The 15,001-nt window shown below is 36.2% G+C and carries 12 protein-coding genes and 1 pseudogene; 11 read left to right on the forward strand and 2 right to left on the reverse strand.

Annotation, left to right across the window (positions count from 1 at the left end; genetic code table 11):
- Positions 1-5: 5 nt before the first annotated feature.
- From C2I06_RS04320 to C2I06_RS04350, 7 genes and pseudogenes are all read left to right on the forward strand, one after another.
- Entirely contained in the window at positions 6-482 is a 477-nt protein-coding gene (locus C2I06_RS04320; RefSeq protein WP_123257534.1) for a PTS sugar transporter subunit IIB, read from the forward strand.
- Between the two features lie 9 nt (positions 483-491).
- Positions 492-1,658, forward strand: coding sequence for a glycoside hydrolase family 88 protein (locus C2I06_RS04325; RefSeq protein ID WP_123257535.1), 1,167 nt, complete (start codon positions 492-494; stop codon positions 1,656-1,658).
- A 43-nt stretch (positions 1,659-1,701) separates the two neighbouring features.
- Complete coding sequence (locus C2I06_RS04330) at positions 1,702-3,384, forward strand: glycoside hydrolase family 35 protein (RefSeq protein WP_420915959.1); 1,683 nt, start codon at positions 1,702-1,704, stop codon at positions 3,382-3,384.
- Positions 3,385-3,729: 345 nt separating this feature from the next.
- Positions 3,730-7,377 (forward strand): polysaccharide lyase family 8 super-sandwich domain-containing protein, encoded by a 3,648-nt coding sequence (locus C2I06_RS04335; protein WP_164463617.1) that lies wholly within the window; start codon positions 3,730-3,732, stop codon positions 7,375-7,377.
- Between the two features lie 214 nt (positions 7,378-7,591).
- Positions 7,592-8,104: a DUF3231 family protein gene (locus C2I06_RS04340; protein WP_095328291.1), complete on the forward strand. Its 513-nt coding sequence runs from the start codon at positions 7,592-7,594 to the stop codon at positions 8,102-8,104.
- A 186-nt stretch (positions 8,105-8,290) separates the two neighbouring features.
- Positions 8,291-9,252 (forward strand): annotated as a pseudogene (locus tag C2I06_RS04345) (IS1595 family transposase).
- Positions 9,253-9,324: 72 nt separating this feature from the next.
- The gene (locus C2I06_RS04350) at positions 9,325-9,735 is read left to right on the forward strand and encodes a DUF4275 family protein (protein WP_095328293.1); all 411 of its coding nucleotides are present in this window, start codon (positions 9,325-9,327) and stop codon (positions 9,733-9,735) included.
- Between the two features lie 116 nt (positions 9,736-9,851).
- On the opposite strand, the gene tnpA is transcribed toward C2I06_RS04350, so the two are convergent.
- Positions 9,852-10,307, reverse strand: coding sequence for an IS200/IS605 family transposase (gene tnpA / locus C2I06_RS04355; protein ID WP_095330205.1), 456 nt, complete (start codon positions 10,305-10,307; stop codon positions 9,852-9,854).
- A gap of 434 nt (positions 10,308-10,741) precedes the next feature.
- Here tnpA and C2I06_RS04360 point away from each other — a divergent pair, with 434 nt between their 5' ends.
- Positions 10,742-11,380 (forward strand): esterase/lipase family protein, encoded by a 639-nt coding sequence (locus C2I06_RS04360; RefSeq protein WP_123257537.1) that lies wholly within the window; start codon positions 10,742-10,744, stop codon positions 11,378-11,380.
- 74 nt (positions 11,381-11,454) lie between these two features.
- Here C2I06_RS04360 and C2I06_RS04365 read toward each other — a convergent pair whose 3' ends face one another.
- Positions 11,455-11,646 carry a CsbD family protein gene (locus tag C2I06_RS04365; protein WP_095328295.1) on the reverse strand — a complete coding sequence of 64 codons (192 nt, stop codon included), beginning with the start codon at positions 11,644-11,646 and terminating at the stop codon, positions 11,455-11,457.
- Positions 11,647-11,954: 308 nt separating this feature from the next.
- Between C2I06_RS04365 and C2I06_RS04370 the strand changes: the two genes are divergently transcribed.
- From C2I06_RS04370 to C2I06_RS04380, 3 genes are all read left to right on the forward strand, one after another.
- On the forward strand, positions 11,955-12,731 hold the full coding sequence (locus C2I06_RS04370) for an acetoin reductase (protein ID WP_095328296.1): 777 nt from the start codon (positions 11,955-11,957) through the stop codon (positions 12,729-12,731).
- 655 nt (positions 12,732-13,386) lie between these two features.
- Positions 13,387-14,025 carry a lysozyme inhibitor LprI family protein gene (locus C2I06_RS04375; protein ID WP_095328297.1) on the forward strand — a complete coding sequence of 213 codons (639 nt, stop codon included), beginning with the start codon at positions 13,387-13,389 and terminating at the stop codon, positions 14,023-14,025.
- A gap of 101 nt (positions 14,026-14,126) precedes the next feature.
- Positions 14,127-14,981 (forward strand): AraC family transcriptional regulator, encoded by an 855-nt coding sequence (locus tag C2I06_RS04380; protein ID WP_095328298.1) that lies wholly within the window; start codon positions 14,127-14,129, stop codon positions 14,979-14,981.
- Positions 14,982-15,001: the final 20 nt, after the last annotated feature.

Consider the following 15,001-nt stretch of genomic DNA (forward strand, 5'->3'; position numbering starts at 1 on the left):
GCAGGATGGAAGGAATCGTTCATATCCGTGTAGATGATCGTTTAATTCATGGTCAAGTGGCTACACGATGGGCAACAGGTTTAAAAGTTAATCGGATTATGGTTATTGATGATAAAGTGGCAGCGAATGAATTGGAGAAATCGGTGTTAAGAATGGCAGCTCCTTCCGGTGTAAATACATCGATTTTAGATGTTGAAAAGGCTGTAAATAATATTAAAAATGGAAATTATCAAGGACAGCGTGTTCTCGTTGTAATCAAAACTCCTGAAGTGGCAGTTCAGCTATTGAAGGCAGGATTAAATGTGAAACAAGTGAATATTGGAAATCTCTCGAATCGACCGAATACGTTACAAATTAAGAAATCTGTTAGTTTGTCAGAATCAGAGAGAAAAGCAGTAGACTTCCTAATCGAAAAGGGTGTTGAGGTGACAGCCCAAATGGTGCCTGATGATCCAGCAGCCAATATTATTTCCTACCTATGAGGTGAATAAATGGCAGAGTTACAAAGTATCAAAGAGAAGTTATTAGAATCAGGCAACCTATTAACAAATGATGATATCGAGAAAGAGCTTGATTGGATTTGCGCAAAGCTAAAGTCGAATCTAGCACGATATCAGAATAAATTTCCCTCTGCAGAAGCGACAAATGGAAAATATCGTTTGAAAGACAATGATGACTGGACAAACGGCTTCTGGACAGGGATGCTGTGGATCGCCTATGAATATACTCAGGATGCAGCCTTTAAAAATGCTGCACTTGAACAAATAAAAAGCTTTAAAATTCGCTTAAAAGAGAATATTGTGTTAGATCATCACGATCTCGGCTTTTTATATAGTTTATCAGTAGGTGCTGGTTATCGTGTTACTAGTACGGAAGATTTTATTCCACTGTTAAAAGGAGCAGCAGATAAATTATTAGAGAGATACCAGCCTAAGGGCAAGTTTTTGCAAGCATGGGGTGCATTAAACAATGAAAAAGAATATCGCCTTATTATTGATTCCTTAATAAATTTGCCCTTATTATTCGATGTCTGGCGGTTATCAGGGGAAGAGAAATATTATCAAAAAGCAGTGAACCATTATCACCAAGTGTGCAACCACATCTTTAGAGAAGATTATTCAACATACCATACGTACTATTTTAATCATGAAAATGGGGAACCTCTATCTGGAGCAACGCACCAAGGTTATCGTGATGATTCATGCTGGGCAAGAGGGCAAGCTTGGGCTGTTTTAGGATTGCCGCTTAACAGCTTATACAATCCATCACTGCGAAATGAATTCGTCTATGAAAAAACGGTTGATTATTTTTTGGCAAACCTTCCTGATGATATAGTACCTTACTGGGATTTTGCCTTTACGAAGGAAGATGGTCAAGTACGCGATAGTTCGTCATTGGCTATAGCGGCCTGTGGTCTTTTATCTGCGAAGAAAGTCAGTCTTTATCCGGATGCAGACAAATTAGCTGCTGGAATGGTGAAAGTGCTACGAGATTCGTATACTTCTCAAAATGTGGAAGGGAATGAAGGTTTACTATTACATGGTGTTTATGCATATCAAGAGGGTAAAGGCGTAGACGAACCTAATCTATGGGGAGATTACTTCTATATGGAGGCATTATTTCGTCTATTAAGACCTACCTGGGAAACATATTGGTAATAAAATGTTTAACGATGTTCATGAAATAAGATGGGAGGATAAGATGACAAGCTTTCAAATTGGTAAAGAGTTCTTGTTAAATGGAGAGGAATTTAAAATTATTTCAGGTGCAGTTCATTATTTTAGGATTGTGCCTGAGTATTGGGAGCACAGCCTCTTTAATTTGAAAGCACTCGGCTGCAATACGGTAGAGACTTATATTCCTTGGAATTTACATGAACCACAAGAAGGAATATACAACTTTGACGGGATTGCAGATGTTAAAGAATTTATAAAGACAGCTGAAAGGCTTGGATTATATGTCATAGTAAGACCTTCTCCTTATATTTGTGCTGAATGGGAATTTGGAGGTTTACCAGCATGGCTTTTAAAAGATCGGACAATGCGAATCCGCAGTCGTTCATCCAATTTTTTATCAAAAGTAGATACTTATTATCAATCACTATTTGATGTGATTAGACCACTTCAAGTTACAAAGGGTGGTCCTGTTATTATGATGCAAGTGGAAAATGAGTATGGATCCTTTGGAAATGATAAAGAGTATGTGAAAAGAATAAAAGATTTAATGGTTAAGCATGGGGCAGAAGTACCACTATTTACTTCTGATGGCACATGGCATGAGGCTTTAAAAGCGGGAAGTCTTTTGGAGGATGATATTCTACCTACAGGAAACTTTGGATCCAAGTCAAGTCATAATCTCAAAGAGTTAGCTGCTTTCCATCAGGAAAATAATAAAGCATGGCCGTTAATGTGTATGGAATTTTGGGATGGCTGGTTTAATCGCTGGGGAAACGAAATTATCAGACGGGACCCAGATGAGCTAGCTGGTGAAGTGGAGGAACTACTGCAACTTGGAAGCATCAATTTTTACATGTTTCATGGTGGAACGAACTTTGGTTTTATGAATGGTTGTTCAAGCCGTAACGGCATTGACCTTCCGCAAATCACCTCCTATGATTACGATGCCCTTCTAACGGAGTGGGGAGAACCAACAGAAAAATATTTTGCTGTCCAAAAGGCCATAAAAAAAGTAGTTGAAAACTGCTGGCAAGATCAACCGCGAGATTTAGTCAGAAAAGATTTAGGGAGCGTCAAACTAAACCGAAAAGTCTCTTTATTTAGTACGCTTCCGACTTTAAGCCAAAAGATAACTCATTCACATACACTAACAATGGAAGAATTAGATCAGAATTATGGCTATATTCTCTATCAAACAAAAATAGACAATAGAGAGCAAATCGACAACTGTCAAGTCGTTGAGGCAAACGATCGAGTACAAATTTTTGCGGATGAACAATGGATTCACACTGAATATCAGGAAACACTCGGCAGTTCTTTTGTTTTACCAAAAGAAACAAAGGAATTGAGTATTTTAGTGGAAAATGTTGGACGGGTAAATTATGGAGGAAGATTACTCTCGCCAACCCAACGAAAAGGAATTCGTTCTGGAGTGATGATTGACATTCATTTTCATCATTATTTTGATCATTATCCATTAACATTAGATGACTTAAGCAAGGTAGACTTTTCTCGCAGCTGGGAGAAAAATCAACCAGGTTTTTATGAATATGTGTTTGAATTAGAAGAATGTGTGGATACATTTCTAGACTGTTCGGGTTTCGGGAAAGGGATGGCAGAATTAAATGGTTTTCATTTAGGGCGTTTTTGGAATGTAGGCCCAACCGGTTCATTGTATATACCGGCTCCTTTGTTAAAAAAGGAATGAACCGTTTAATTATATTTGAAACAGAAGGTATCTACTCAGAAGAAATCCATTTTGCTAATAAACCAATATATATAAAATAATTTCAGATTACCATATACTTTATCTCCCCTGATTAGACAGATAGAAAATAATAATGTCAAGATCAGGGGACTTTTTTGAACAAATTCCTTATAGAACTTGTTTTGCTCTAATGACAATTCAAAGATTACTTAACTGTCGACCAGTTAATGTCGAGCTTAATAATACCTAGTTTAACTCTCATGACTTTATCTAATAAAAATACGATTCTAACTAAAAGCTATAATCCACGTTTTGATTACAAAACTGTATATGGAGGATGGGAAAATGCAAAAAGGAATTAGTGTTTTTTTATTCACTTTCATGATAATTAGTTTCGTTCTCCCTGCTCGTAACATCACAGCTGAAGAAACGATAAACGAGAATTTGATCCAGAATGGTGGGTTTGAGACGGTAACGAGTAATAGTTCTTGGGCAAATAGTGAGGGGCCAGGAAAATGGAGCACCTGGATTCCAAGTGGTACCCCGGAGCTGCGAATGGACGATAGTGTATTTTACGAGGGTGAAAAATCTATTTCTATCAAAGCCACAGAAACTAGCAGAGCGGATGTTCTCCAAGATGTTTCTGTCAAGTCTGGCTTCACTTATCAATTATCTTTCTGGGTCAAAACAGAAAATATTGAAGCCTCTGGTGGAGGTGTATTTGTCCGAACACAATATTTAGATAGTGCAAACAAAAAAATCAGCGATGGACCTTCTACTGAAAAATTAAAAGGTTCACAGGATTGGAACACAAAACGGCTTGGTTTAACGATTCCTAATAATGCAAGTAAAGTAAGAATAGAGTTATTTTTTGAAACAGCAAAAGGACAGGCTTGGTTTGATGAAGTGGCTTTGAAAGAATCAGATAAAACAGTAACGGATTTTTCGTTAAAGCAAAATGCCGTTAAGGTAGGAATAGGAGAGACAGTGACTTTGGAGCCTGTTTTTACACCGGCTGATGTGACAGACAAAACGGTAACTTGGACATCCTCCAACCCTGAAATTGCCTCTGTTAATAGCGCGGGCGTTGTTACAGGCGCAGAGTCAGGAGCTGCGACTATTAAAGCAACATCAAAAGATGGCGGTTTTACGGCAGAATGTCTAATTAGTGTAGATTCTGTGGAGGACATTGGGTACTATGATGAGCTCCGATTAAGTTGGTTCCATAAACTTACAGGAAATGAGCTTTATAATCCGGCTGATCAGGATGCAGCCGCCTATATGAGTGGCTTAGAAAAGAAAGTTACAAATAAGGATGGAACAGGTATATGGGATATGATGAATAAAATGGAGAATCGAAATTCCTTGTGGGCAGATAATGAAAGTACAACTAATTCAGCTCAAATTACTACCTCCTATCAACGCTTAAAGGATATGGCTCTTGCTTATTCAAGTAAAGGTTCAGCATTGTTTCGCAATCAAGCTTTAAAGACTGATATTATTATTGGATTAGATTGGTTGCATAATAATCGATACAATGCTGATAAAGAAGAATACGGTAATTGGTGGGACTGGGAAATTGGAATTCCCCAAACGTTGAACGATATTATGGTGTTAATGTATAACGATTTATCATCGCTTCAAATTAATAATTATATTAAAGCAATTGACAGGTTTGTTCCTGATCCTACGAAACGGGTTTCACTTGGTGACCCAAACTTCCGTGAAACAGGCGCAAACCTTTTGGATAAGGCTTTAGTTGTTTCTCTTCGCGGTATTATCGAAAAAAATAGCGGAAAGGTACTGAAAGGGCGTGATTCCATTAGTAAAGAATATATCTATGTTAACAGCGGGGACGGTGTATACAGAGACGGTTCACTTGTTCAACACTTTAATGTTGCATACACAGGGGGATATGGAGCAACATGGGTCGGCCGAACAGCTGATATGTTGTATTTATTAAAAGATTCACCATGGGAGGTCAAGGATTCAAACGTTGACAACGTATTTAACTGGGTGAGCGATTCGTTTGAACCACTTATTTATAAAGGCGCCATGATGGACATGGTGTCAGGCAGAGGTGTTTCGAGGCAGAGCACCAATGATCATGCAACAGGCAGATCGACGATTTTGAGTTTGCTTCGGTTAGCAGATGCAGCTCCACAAGAACATGCATTGTCCATTAAACAAATGGTCAAAGAGTGGATTCAAACAGATACGACCTTTAGCAATTATGTTAATGGTTTATCCATTTATCAAATCCATCTTGTCCATACACTGGTGAATGACACAACGATCGAACCGAGGGGTGAGTTAATCAAGAATCAAGTGTTTGCAGGCATGGACCGTGTTGTTCATTTGCGTCCTGATTTTGGTTTTGGAATCAGTATGTTTTCTGATAGAATTTCAGGTTTCGAATATGGCAATGGAGAAAATAAAAAAGGCTGGTACACAGGGGCTGGTGCTACATATTTATATAACAATGATTTAAAGCAATTCAGCAATGATTACTGGCCAACTGTGGACAGCTATCGATTACCAGGAACAACAACCGATCAATCGAAAGGAACTTTAAAAGATTGGGAAAGCTACTATAACCCAAGGTCATGGGTTGGCGGTTCTAATCTGGATGATCTTTATGGTGCAGCAGGAATGGATTTTTCCCTTGAGAAGTTAACGGGAAGTTCATTAAAAGGAAAAAAATCATGGTTTATGTTTGATGATGAAATTGTGGCATTAGGTGCAGCTATTAATAGCACGGGAGAATCTGAAGTAGAAACAATTGTTGAAAATCGACAATTAAATGCCAACGGTAATAATAAGCTGCTGATCAATGGAGAAGAAAAGATAAAAGAACTTGGTGATTCAGAGGTCTTAAACGATGTTCAATGGGCTCATTTAGAGAAAAATGTTCAAGGATCAGATATAGGCTATTATTTTCCCAATTCACCTAGTCTCCGTGGTTTACGGGAATCAAGAACAGGATCTTGGAATGAAATTAATAGTGGAGGATCTACCGAATCCATTACAAGAAATTATTTAAGTTTAGCCTTTGACCATGGCAAACAGCCTGTAGATGAAACTTACTCCTATGTTCTTTTACCTAATAAGGATGTGGAACAAACAAAAAATTACAGCGAGAAACCTGATGTTACTATTCTTGCCAATACAGCATCTGTTCAGGCAGTTAGAGAGGAAACACTTAAGCTAACAGCAGCAAACTTTTATCAAAAAGACACAGTAGGTTTCATTAAAGCAGGGAGCGCTGCATCTGTAATGGTAAAAGAAGAGAAAAATGGCTTGACACTTTCCGTCTCAGATCCGACACAAAAACAGGATAAAATCGTAATCGAGATGAATAAAACAGGACTAGAAGTAGATAAGAAAGATGATAAAATAAAAGTTCTGCAGAATTCCCCAACCATTCAGGTGGAAGTGAATGTGGCCAATTCGATTGGCAAAACACATTCTATTCAATTTATCGATAAAGAATCTCCAACTATATCAGCGCCAGAAGCGGAGGATATTTATCGAACCGACACCGTCAATTTAGCATTTGCGATGTCTGATTCTTATAGCGATATAGCAAGTAAAGAGTTTTACTTAGATGATGTGGCTGTAAGCAACCCGATAGAAATCAAACCGTATTCTCTATCTTTAGGAGAACATACCATTAAGGTACTCGCTACCGATCAGGCTGGAAATGTGGCTGAAGAAATATATCAGCTAAACGTTATAATGGATATCAATCATTTAAGGGAAGCGATTAATTATGGAAGAGACAAAGAATGGATAAATAATGAGATCGCTAATAATCTACATGTAAAGATTAACCATATTATTCAAAAGGAAAAGATGAATAACAAACAAATCAGGAATAATTTACATGCCATGACAAAATTAATTCAAGCACAATCCGGTAAAAAGATCGATGAATCCTTTGCCAACTTACTGTTGGAGGATATATTTAATTTACTTACCTTATATCAATAAAACATATATGTGAATAAGCATGGATATCTTTATAGTTATGGAAGAGACGGTATTTGATGATATTATAATCCCTAATTTACTTACTTGTTGTAATCGTTTTCGTTATATAGATGAAAGTGAAATTATCAATATTCTTCTCTTATGTTGGAAAAGCTATGGAAGTGCGAACGGACGCACTAACTATAGAGTTACTAAACATGAAGGAGGATTATTGATGGGGATTTTATCTGGAAATCCAAAGGAAGAGCCGTTACACTATGGGGAAGTTTTTGATATTTGGGCATCGCAACTAGTCGGAAATAGTATGACAGCAGGCTATCAAACGATGTTGAATCATGCTGGTGATGGGGATTTAAAGAAGTTATTAGTCGAAGTTATTGAAACTTGCAAAGAAGAAAAAAAACAGCTGGAAGAGCTTTTAAAAGAAAATGGTGTCGGTTTACCACCGGCTGCACCCGAACCTCCTGATGCTTGTTTAGAGGATATTCCAGTCGGTGCAAGAATACCAGATCCTGCAATAGCCGCAACACTTTCTGCTGATATTGCTGCAGGTTTAGTAACTTGCAGTCAAATAATTGGTAAATCCATCAGAGAAGACGTTGCTGCTATGTATGGTCAATTTCATACCAAAAAGGCAGCTCTTGGAGCAAAAGTTCTTCGCTTAAATAAAGAAAAAGGCTGGCTTATCCCACCGCCATTACATCTTAATAAACATGGTGATTGTTAATTCTCAAACACGGTTAATACTAGCCGTGTTTTTTGTTTTGCTAGCTAACGAGCTATTCACAAAATTGATGCTTTAGATCGATGAGAGAATTGTAAATACATAAAAGATAGTAGTGTTTAATAATATAGTCTCTGTTTTGTTAATTGTGGTATCCTGAATTTAATAAATACAAGTGGGGTACTTAAAATGACTGTTTCGACCATACTATCTGATATTGCTAATTTAAGTGACAAAGAAAAAAGTATATTTTAGATTTTTTAACTCGCCATTTACGCTTTCTGCTTCTCAGCACGGTGGATTAATTGACGAATTAAGAGAAAGAAAAATTTCTAGTGGCTTTCATTGTCGCCATTGTGTAAGCCTTTTTGGTAAAAGAAATGGTCGCCAACGTTACAAATGCAAAGACTGCTCAAAATTAAGCAACCACCTTACAAATTTGCCTATGTATAGAACCAAAAAAGCAGACAAATGGGTGAATTTTATTGAATGTATGTTGAAAGGTTTATCGTTACGAAAAACAGCTAAAATCGTTGGCATTACCCACGTTACTGTTTTTTTATTGGAGACATAAAGTTTTATCTTCATTAGTTAAAGAAGGGTTAGATTCATTTGAAGGAATTGTAGAAGTTGATGAGACCTATTTCTTGGAAAGTTCAAAAGGTCGAAATATTATTTCACGTCATAAGCACAGAAAACGGGGCGGATCCGCTACTAAAAGAGGAATATCCAATGAACATGTTTGTGTATTAGTAGCAAGAGACCGAAATAAGACTACCCTATCTAGACAAGTTGGGTCAGGAAGGATTTTAACTGAACAAATCGATGGAATTCTTACACCCTATCTTCCTAGTGATACAGTGTTAATTTCCGATGCCCATAATTCATATAAATTTTATACTACTAAAAACGATATAGAGCACGTTGTTATCAATGGAAACAAGAATGAATATGTCAAAAAAGGCATTTACAATTTGAACAACATCAATAATTATCATTCTAGATTGAAGAAATGGATTAATCGATTTAATGGTGTATCAACAAAATATTTGCAGCTCTATTTAGTTTGGTTTCAGTTCCTTGATAATAGAAGAATGGAAAACGATTTAAGTAAGAAAAAATCAATGCTAATTATAGCTAGTGTGAACTGAACCTTGGAAACTGCAAAGATGTTGAGATTAAGAGAGATTGCTTTTTAATAGGTAGAGAGGAATTTTAAAAATATGAGAAATAAACAAATAAAGAAAATTGAAATACCGAAGTGGGGAAACTATTTGCGAGGGAGATGGCGTGAATGTTTTGCAAGTCATCTTTCAAAAGAGGAACAAAAAGAGATTTGGATGGATAATTTCCTCTGGCACTTATGTAGTTGGGAAAAGGTTAAGTGCCTTGAGAAGGATGAAGCAATAACAGCATTTCTTAATCAATCAAAGAATAAATGTACAATATTTTATCAATTTATTGACGATGCTTACCTTCTTGAAAATGGAGACACTCTTTCAATCAATGAACTACCATATATCGAACGCCACATGTACTATAGTGACATTTATGTAATGGATTGGAATTACAAATGGACATTTATTATGACGCATGAAACTGAATGTGGTCCATATTTTATTCAGAGAGATTAATTTAAAAGTAAGTATCCGCCGGTAGAACCGGCGGTTTTAATTTCGCCCTATAAGGGCACTTTACCAACGAAGCCCCTAAAGGGACCTCTAAATTGACCGCCAACCGTTTACTCTCCCTACTTATCTTTAAATGGATCGACGTATTCTCGTTTGCTCATATTATCTCGCAAACGGTCCTCTGCTTCTTGCTCTCGTATATACTTTGCAATTGTTTTTTCGTTTAATCCAACCGTACTTACGTAATATCCTTTCGCCCAAAACGTTCGATTTCCATGATTATATTTTAAATTTGCATGTCTATCATGGATCATCAATGAACTTTTACCTTTTAAATATCCCATGAAATACGAAACAGACATTTTCGGTGGTATTTTTACCAGCATGTGTATATGATCTGGCATGGCATGTGCTTCCATTATTTCTACATCTTTCATTTCACATAGTTTTCTCAATATAGCACCTATATCTTTTCTTAATTTCCCATATACTACTTTCCTTCTGTATTTGGGAATAAATACGATATGATACTTACAATTCCATCTTGTATGTGATAAACTATTGTCGCTCGACATGAGCAGAACTCCTCTCGTTATTTGAAGTTGGTTTGACGGCCATCTTCTATTATAACGATTGGAGTTTTTTCTAATACGACTCTACAAGTTTTATTTTCACACAGGCAGAGCCTGTGGTTTAAAAAGAGTAAATTAAAACAACTCGCCTTCCAAATGGAATTTAGCGAGTTTTTTATTTGATAATTTTAAAACAACCTTTATCTTTAACATAGCCTACTTTTTTTGAAGAAGAGGAAATGAATAAAAAAGGTTTATTATAATAATAAAAGAGAAAAGGAGTTTAATACCACGTATTTTCAAGTAGAGTTGTGTATCCGAAAGGCGTATTCATCTAATCTTTGAACAGACTAGAAAAAGTTACCGGTTGTTTCTGCTCTTAAAATATATAACAATGATATAGCAAGATAGCAGTCAACCAAACAGGGAGGAATATCATGAAAAAAACTAAACTATTATTATCACTAACTATGAGTATCGCGATTATCATTTCTGTTATGGGTATGAATCCAACTGTTTTAAAAGCTCAGACAACTGGACATGATCCAGTAATTTATGTTCACGGAACTGGCGGCAACAGTACAAACTTTCTTGCAATAAAAAATTATTTACTTAAGCAAGGCTGGTCTTCTGATGAATTATTCGCTATTGAATTAATTGATAAAACAGGCAACAGCTTGACGAATGCAAAGCAGCTTGAATCATATGTAGATAAAGTGTTAAAGGAAACTGGAAAAAATAAAGTGGATATTATCGCTCACAGTGCTGGTGGAATCAATACCCTTAAGTATATCCAAAATACGGGCGGAACGAAGGTAAATGATGTGATTACATTGGGATCTCCCAACAAATTCATCACATCAAAAGCACCTGTAGGGGAAGATCCTAATCACAAAATCCTATACACTTCTATTTACAGCAAAAATGATTATTTAGTTCCTAATATGCTTTCAAAATTGGAAGGCGCTAAAAACGTACAAATAAGCGGTGTTGGCCATTTGGGATTAGTTGTAAATAGTCAGGTAAATGAGTTAATTAAAGAAGGTTTAAATGGTGGAGGAAAAAACACCAATTAAGATAAGAACAATAAAGAGCCCTTTGATGTGTAGTATAAGCATGGAAGGGCTCTTTTAGTATGTTTTTGTTTTGATTACTTACGGTCTACATCCTCTTTAAATTTTCCTGCGGCTTCTTGCATTTTTCCTTTCAGTTTATCTTTTTTACCATCAGCTTGCATGCTTGTATCGCCTTTTGCATTACCAAGCTGGTCTTTTACTTCGCCTTTTACTTTCGATACGCCACTTTTAACTTTATCCGCTATACTATGTTTATTTTCTGCCATGATTCAACACTCCTTATTTCAGGTTATGTTTAATTTGTACCCTGTTGTTTTTTTCGTTAAACGTTTGTTTGATTAATTTAGCGATAAAGGTATAGCCTATATAGATGCTCAACAAATTCCAACATCAATTATACAAAAACGCTCATAAACACATCCTCTGAAACATGATTTTTCGAGGGGAGTGGTGACCAAATTTGAAAATTGCTTGAATTCAAATGATTTGATTTTTATTTTATAGTTTATTAATATAATAAAGTGACAAAAAACTGATTTTTCAGTAATAATTTATTACAAGAGGTGTTTATTCAATGAGTAAAGTTGCAGTTATTACAGGTTCAGCCGGTGGTTTAGGGCGTGGTATTGCAGAGCGTTTACTTAAAGATGGTTTCAAAGTAGTAATACATGACATCAATCAAGAGTTATTGAATGCCACTCTGGAAGAAATGAAATCTCAAAATGCTGATGTAATTGGTGTTGTGGGAGATGTTTCAAAACGAGAAGATCAGTTTAATCTTGTCCAAAAAGCAGTAGACGCATTTGGACGTTTAGATGTATTTGTAAACAATGCAGGTATTGATGCAGTTAAACCTTTCTTAGAAATTGAAGAAAATGAATTAAACCGCCTATTTAACATCAATGTAAATGGTGTAGTTTTTGGTACACAAGCTGCTGCTAAACAATTTATAGCGCAAGGGTCAAAAGGTAAAGTCATAAACGCTTGCAGTATAGCAGGTCATGAATCTTTTGAAATGTTAGGTACTTATTCTGCTACAAAACATGCAGTACGTTCATTTACACATTCTGCTGCGAAAGAACTTGCCAAATATCAAATTACAGTTAATGCTTATTGTCCAGGGATTGCGAAAACAAAAATGTGGGATCGAATTGATGAAGAAATGGTACGTTATAGTAATGGTGCTTTACAACCAGGTGAAGCATTTGCTCAGTATAGCGCAGATATTGCATTACAACGTTACCAAACACCAAGAGATGTAGCAAACTTAGTATCATTTTTAGCTTCTGATGATGCCGATTATATTACAGGACAAGCAATCTTAACAGATGGTGGCTTAGTTTATCGTTAATTTTCTAAAGTTTGATTAGATAACTTTTAGAGAGGCTGCTGTTTGTAAATGCAGACAGCAGCTTCAAAATTCATTGTCCAGCTGTTTTCTACTTATTCTTTCTATACTCGTTATTATCGATACTATTCTTTTCAAACGGTTGTCTACCTTCTAATTATTAGCGCGCAGAAATAGTCTATTTATCGTAACCTAAATTGGCGCCTTTCTAGATAATATTAATAGAGCCATAAACCGTTCCATTATCCTCCAATAAAATCTTCATTTTATCTCGTTTTCTATTACAACTACAAAATAGATTAGAAGAAAAGGAATTTAGCCCCAAAAAAGCCAATCCACCAATCAATTTTCTCGTATCCGTATTTTCTTCTCACCAAAGATTCAATCAACAGTCACTTTATTTAATCTTGCGTTATCAGTATCTTTATCAGGAGAAAAAGTGAATTAAATCCAAGAATAAACATTTTCCTCCGCTATCCCAAACCATTGTCAGAGTAAAACATTGTTTTATGAATCAAAGACATGTATAAAACTCCTTTTCTATCATTTAAACAGTTATTTATTAGCGAAAAAGGAAGAAATATGGGAATCTATGTTAAAATGAATAGGGAAGGTTAAACTTTTCGGAAAAGACATAAAGAGATTGGAGTTTTAAAAAATGAAAAAAAGCAGTATATTTTTTGCAGCAACCCTGTTTGTTCTTTTATTAGCAGGCATGTCTGCATGCAGCAATGCATCTGAAAGTGATTCAGCGAACAACACAAATAATAAGCAGTCAGAAACTGATCAGAAAGCAGAAAACAAAGACGTTTCTTCTCCGTCTAATGAGTCACCTGCAGATAGTACAGAAACTGCTGAAAATAGTAAGGATAGCCAGATGGATGAACCGGCCAGCGAAGATAAATCGCAAGCTGACGATAAAGTAGAGGGAAGAAAAGCGGAGTTTATCAAAAAATTAGATAACATCCAAAAAGAAGTAGATGCTATGCCTGATAAGAAGGATTCAGATAAAGGCGTAACAAATGCAATGAAAAATTACTATGGTGTATCCTATGAAAAGTACGATGAGGCTTTGAACGAGATTTATAGCATTTTAAAAGCAGAGTTAGCACCAGAGGTAATGAATGATTTGAAAACAGAACAAATGAAGTGGATTGAACAAAAGGAAGCGGCAGCAAAGGAAGAGAGAGAAAAATATAGTGGCGGTACGTTTGAGAATGTTGCCAATTATATTTCTTTATACGAATCAACTAAGAAAAGATGCTATGAATTAGTGAATGAATATATGGCAGATTAGCCGTCTTTATCAATGCCACCTGGATACGACATTTATAGGCAACATATGTCGGACAAAATGTCTCTAAGTTTTATAACATAGGAAGTGAAAGGAGGGAATCTATGGACTGGCTGGATAGAATGAATAATGTACTAGACTACATAGAAGCAAATCTAGAAGGAGAGATAGACTACAAAGAATTAGCCAAAATTGCGTACTGTTCCGAGTTCCATTTTTCGAGAATGTTTGCATCTATATCTGGATTTACCCTATCTGAATATATTAGACGCAGACGGTTAACGCTTGCTGCTTTTGAATTACAACAAAGCGATAGGCGGATTATTGAAATTGCTCAATTATATGGTTATGAATCGGCTGATTCTTTTTCTCGCGCTTTCAAGAAACTGCATGGAATAAAGCCTTCTGAATGCCGCCATCAAGGAACACAGCTAAAGGCCTTTCCAAAAATCTCCTTTCAAATCGCTATGAAAGGGGACACAGAAATGGAATATCGAATCGAAAATATAGACTTTGAAGTAAAGATTGTTGGGAAAAGCAATCCGGTTCAAACAAGTAAAGCTTTTAAAAAAATCCCGACCATCTGGAGCAAAGCGAAAAAAGATGGATTTATGCAGGAATTGATTGATCTATCTTGGGAAAATCCGAAGTGCTTACTGGAAGGCATTTTAGGTATTTGTGGGAAAGAAGCCGCCATAATGGACGAGGAATTCAATTATTTTACGGGTGTCCGGTATGAGGGAGAAGCAAAAAATGGGATGGAAACCATCTTAATTCCTCCAGCAACATGGGCTGTTTTTCCCAATATCGTAGAAGCATGGAAACGATTATATTCCGAGTGGGTTCCTACCTCTGGATATGAGCTTGCTAATTTACCATGTATAGAATGTTATTATGGCCCAGGACATAAACCTCGCCATGAACTCTGGGTGCCTATTATTCCTAAACCATCCAAGTAAATGACTATAAAAGTAGCTAT

Origin of the sequence: Niallia circulans, assembly GCF_003726095.1 — a bacterium.
Classification (GTDB): domain Bacteria; phylum Bacillota; class Bacilli; order Bacillales; family Cytobacillaceae; genus Niallia; species Niallia circulans_A.

What these genes read in the sequence shown, in the direction of transcription:
- C2I06_RS04320 (WP_123257534.1), top strand. Translation starts at nt 6, where the DNA reads ATGGAAGGAATCGTTCATATCCGTGTAGATGATCGTTTAATTCATGGT.
- C2I06_RS04325 (WP_123257535.1), top strand. Translation starts at nt 492, where the DNA reads ATGGCAGAGTTACAAAGTATCAAAGAGAAGTTATTAGAATCAGGCAAC.
- C2I06_RS04330 (WP_420915959.1), top strand. Translation starts at nt 1,702, where the DNA reads ATGACAAGCTTTCAAATTGGTAAAGAGTTCTTGTTAAATGGAGAGGAA.
- C2I06_RS04335 (WP_164463617.1), top strand. Translation starts at nt 3,730, where the DNA reads ATGCAAAAAGGAATTAGTGTTTTTTTATTCACTTTCATGATAATTAGT.
- C2I06_RS04340 (WP_095328291.1), top strand. Translation starts at nt 7,592, where the DNA reads ATGGGGATTTTATCTGGAAATCCAAAGGAAGAGCCGTTACACTATGGG.
- C2I06_RS04350 (WP_095328293.1), top strand. Translation starts at nt 9,325, where the DNA reads ATGAGAAATAAACAAATAAAGAAAATTGAAATACCGAAGTGGGGAAAC.
- tnpA (WP_095330205.1), bottom strand. Translation starts at nt 10,307, where the DNA reads ATGTCGAGCGACAATAGTTTATCACATACAAGATGGAATTGTAAGTAT.
- C2I06_RS04360 (WP_123257537.1), top strand. Translation starts at nt 10,742, where the DNA reads ATGAAAAAAACTAAACTATTATTATCACTAACTATGAGTATCGCGATT.
- C2I06_RS04365 (WP_095328295.1), bottom strand. Translation starts at nt 11,646, where the DNA reads ATGGCAGAAAATAAACATAGTATAGCGGATAAAGTTAAAAGTGGCGTA.
- C2I06_RS04370 (WP_095328296.1), top strand. Translation starts at nt 11,955, where the DNA reads ATGAGTAAAGTTGCAGTTATTACAGGTTCAGCCGGTGGTTTAGGGCGT.
- C2I06_RS04375 (WP_095328297.1), top strand. Translation starts at nt 13,387, where the DNA reads ATGAAAAAAAGCAGTATATTTTTTGCAGCAACCCTGTTTGTTCTTTTA.
- C2I06_RS04380 (WP_095328298.1), top strand. Translation starts at nt 14,127, where the DNA reads ATGGACTGGCTGGATAGAATGAATAATGTACTAGACTACATAGAAGCA.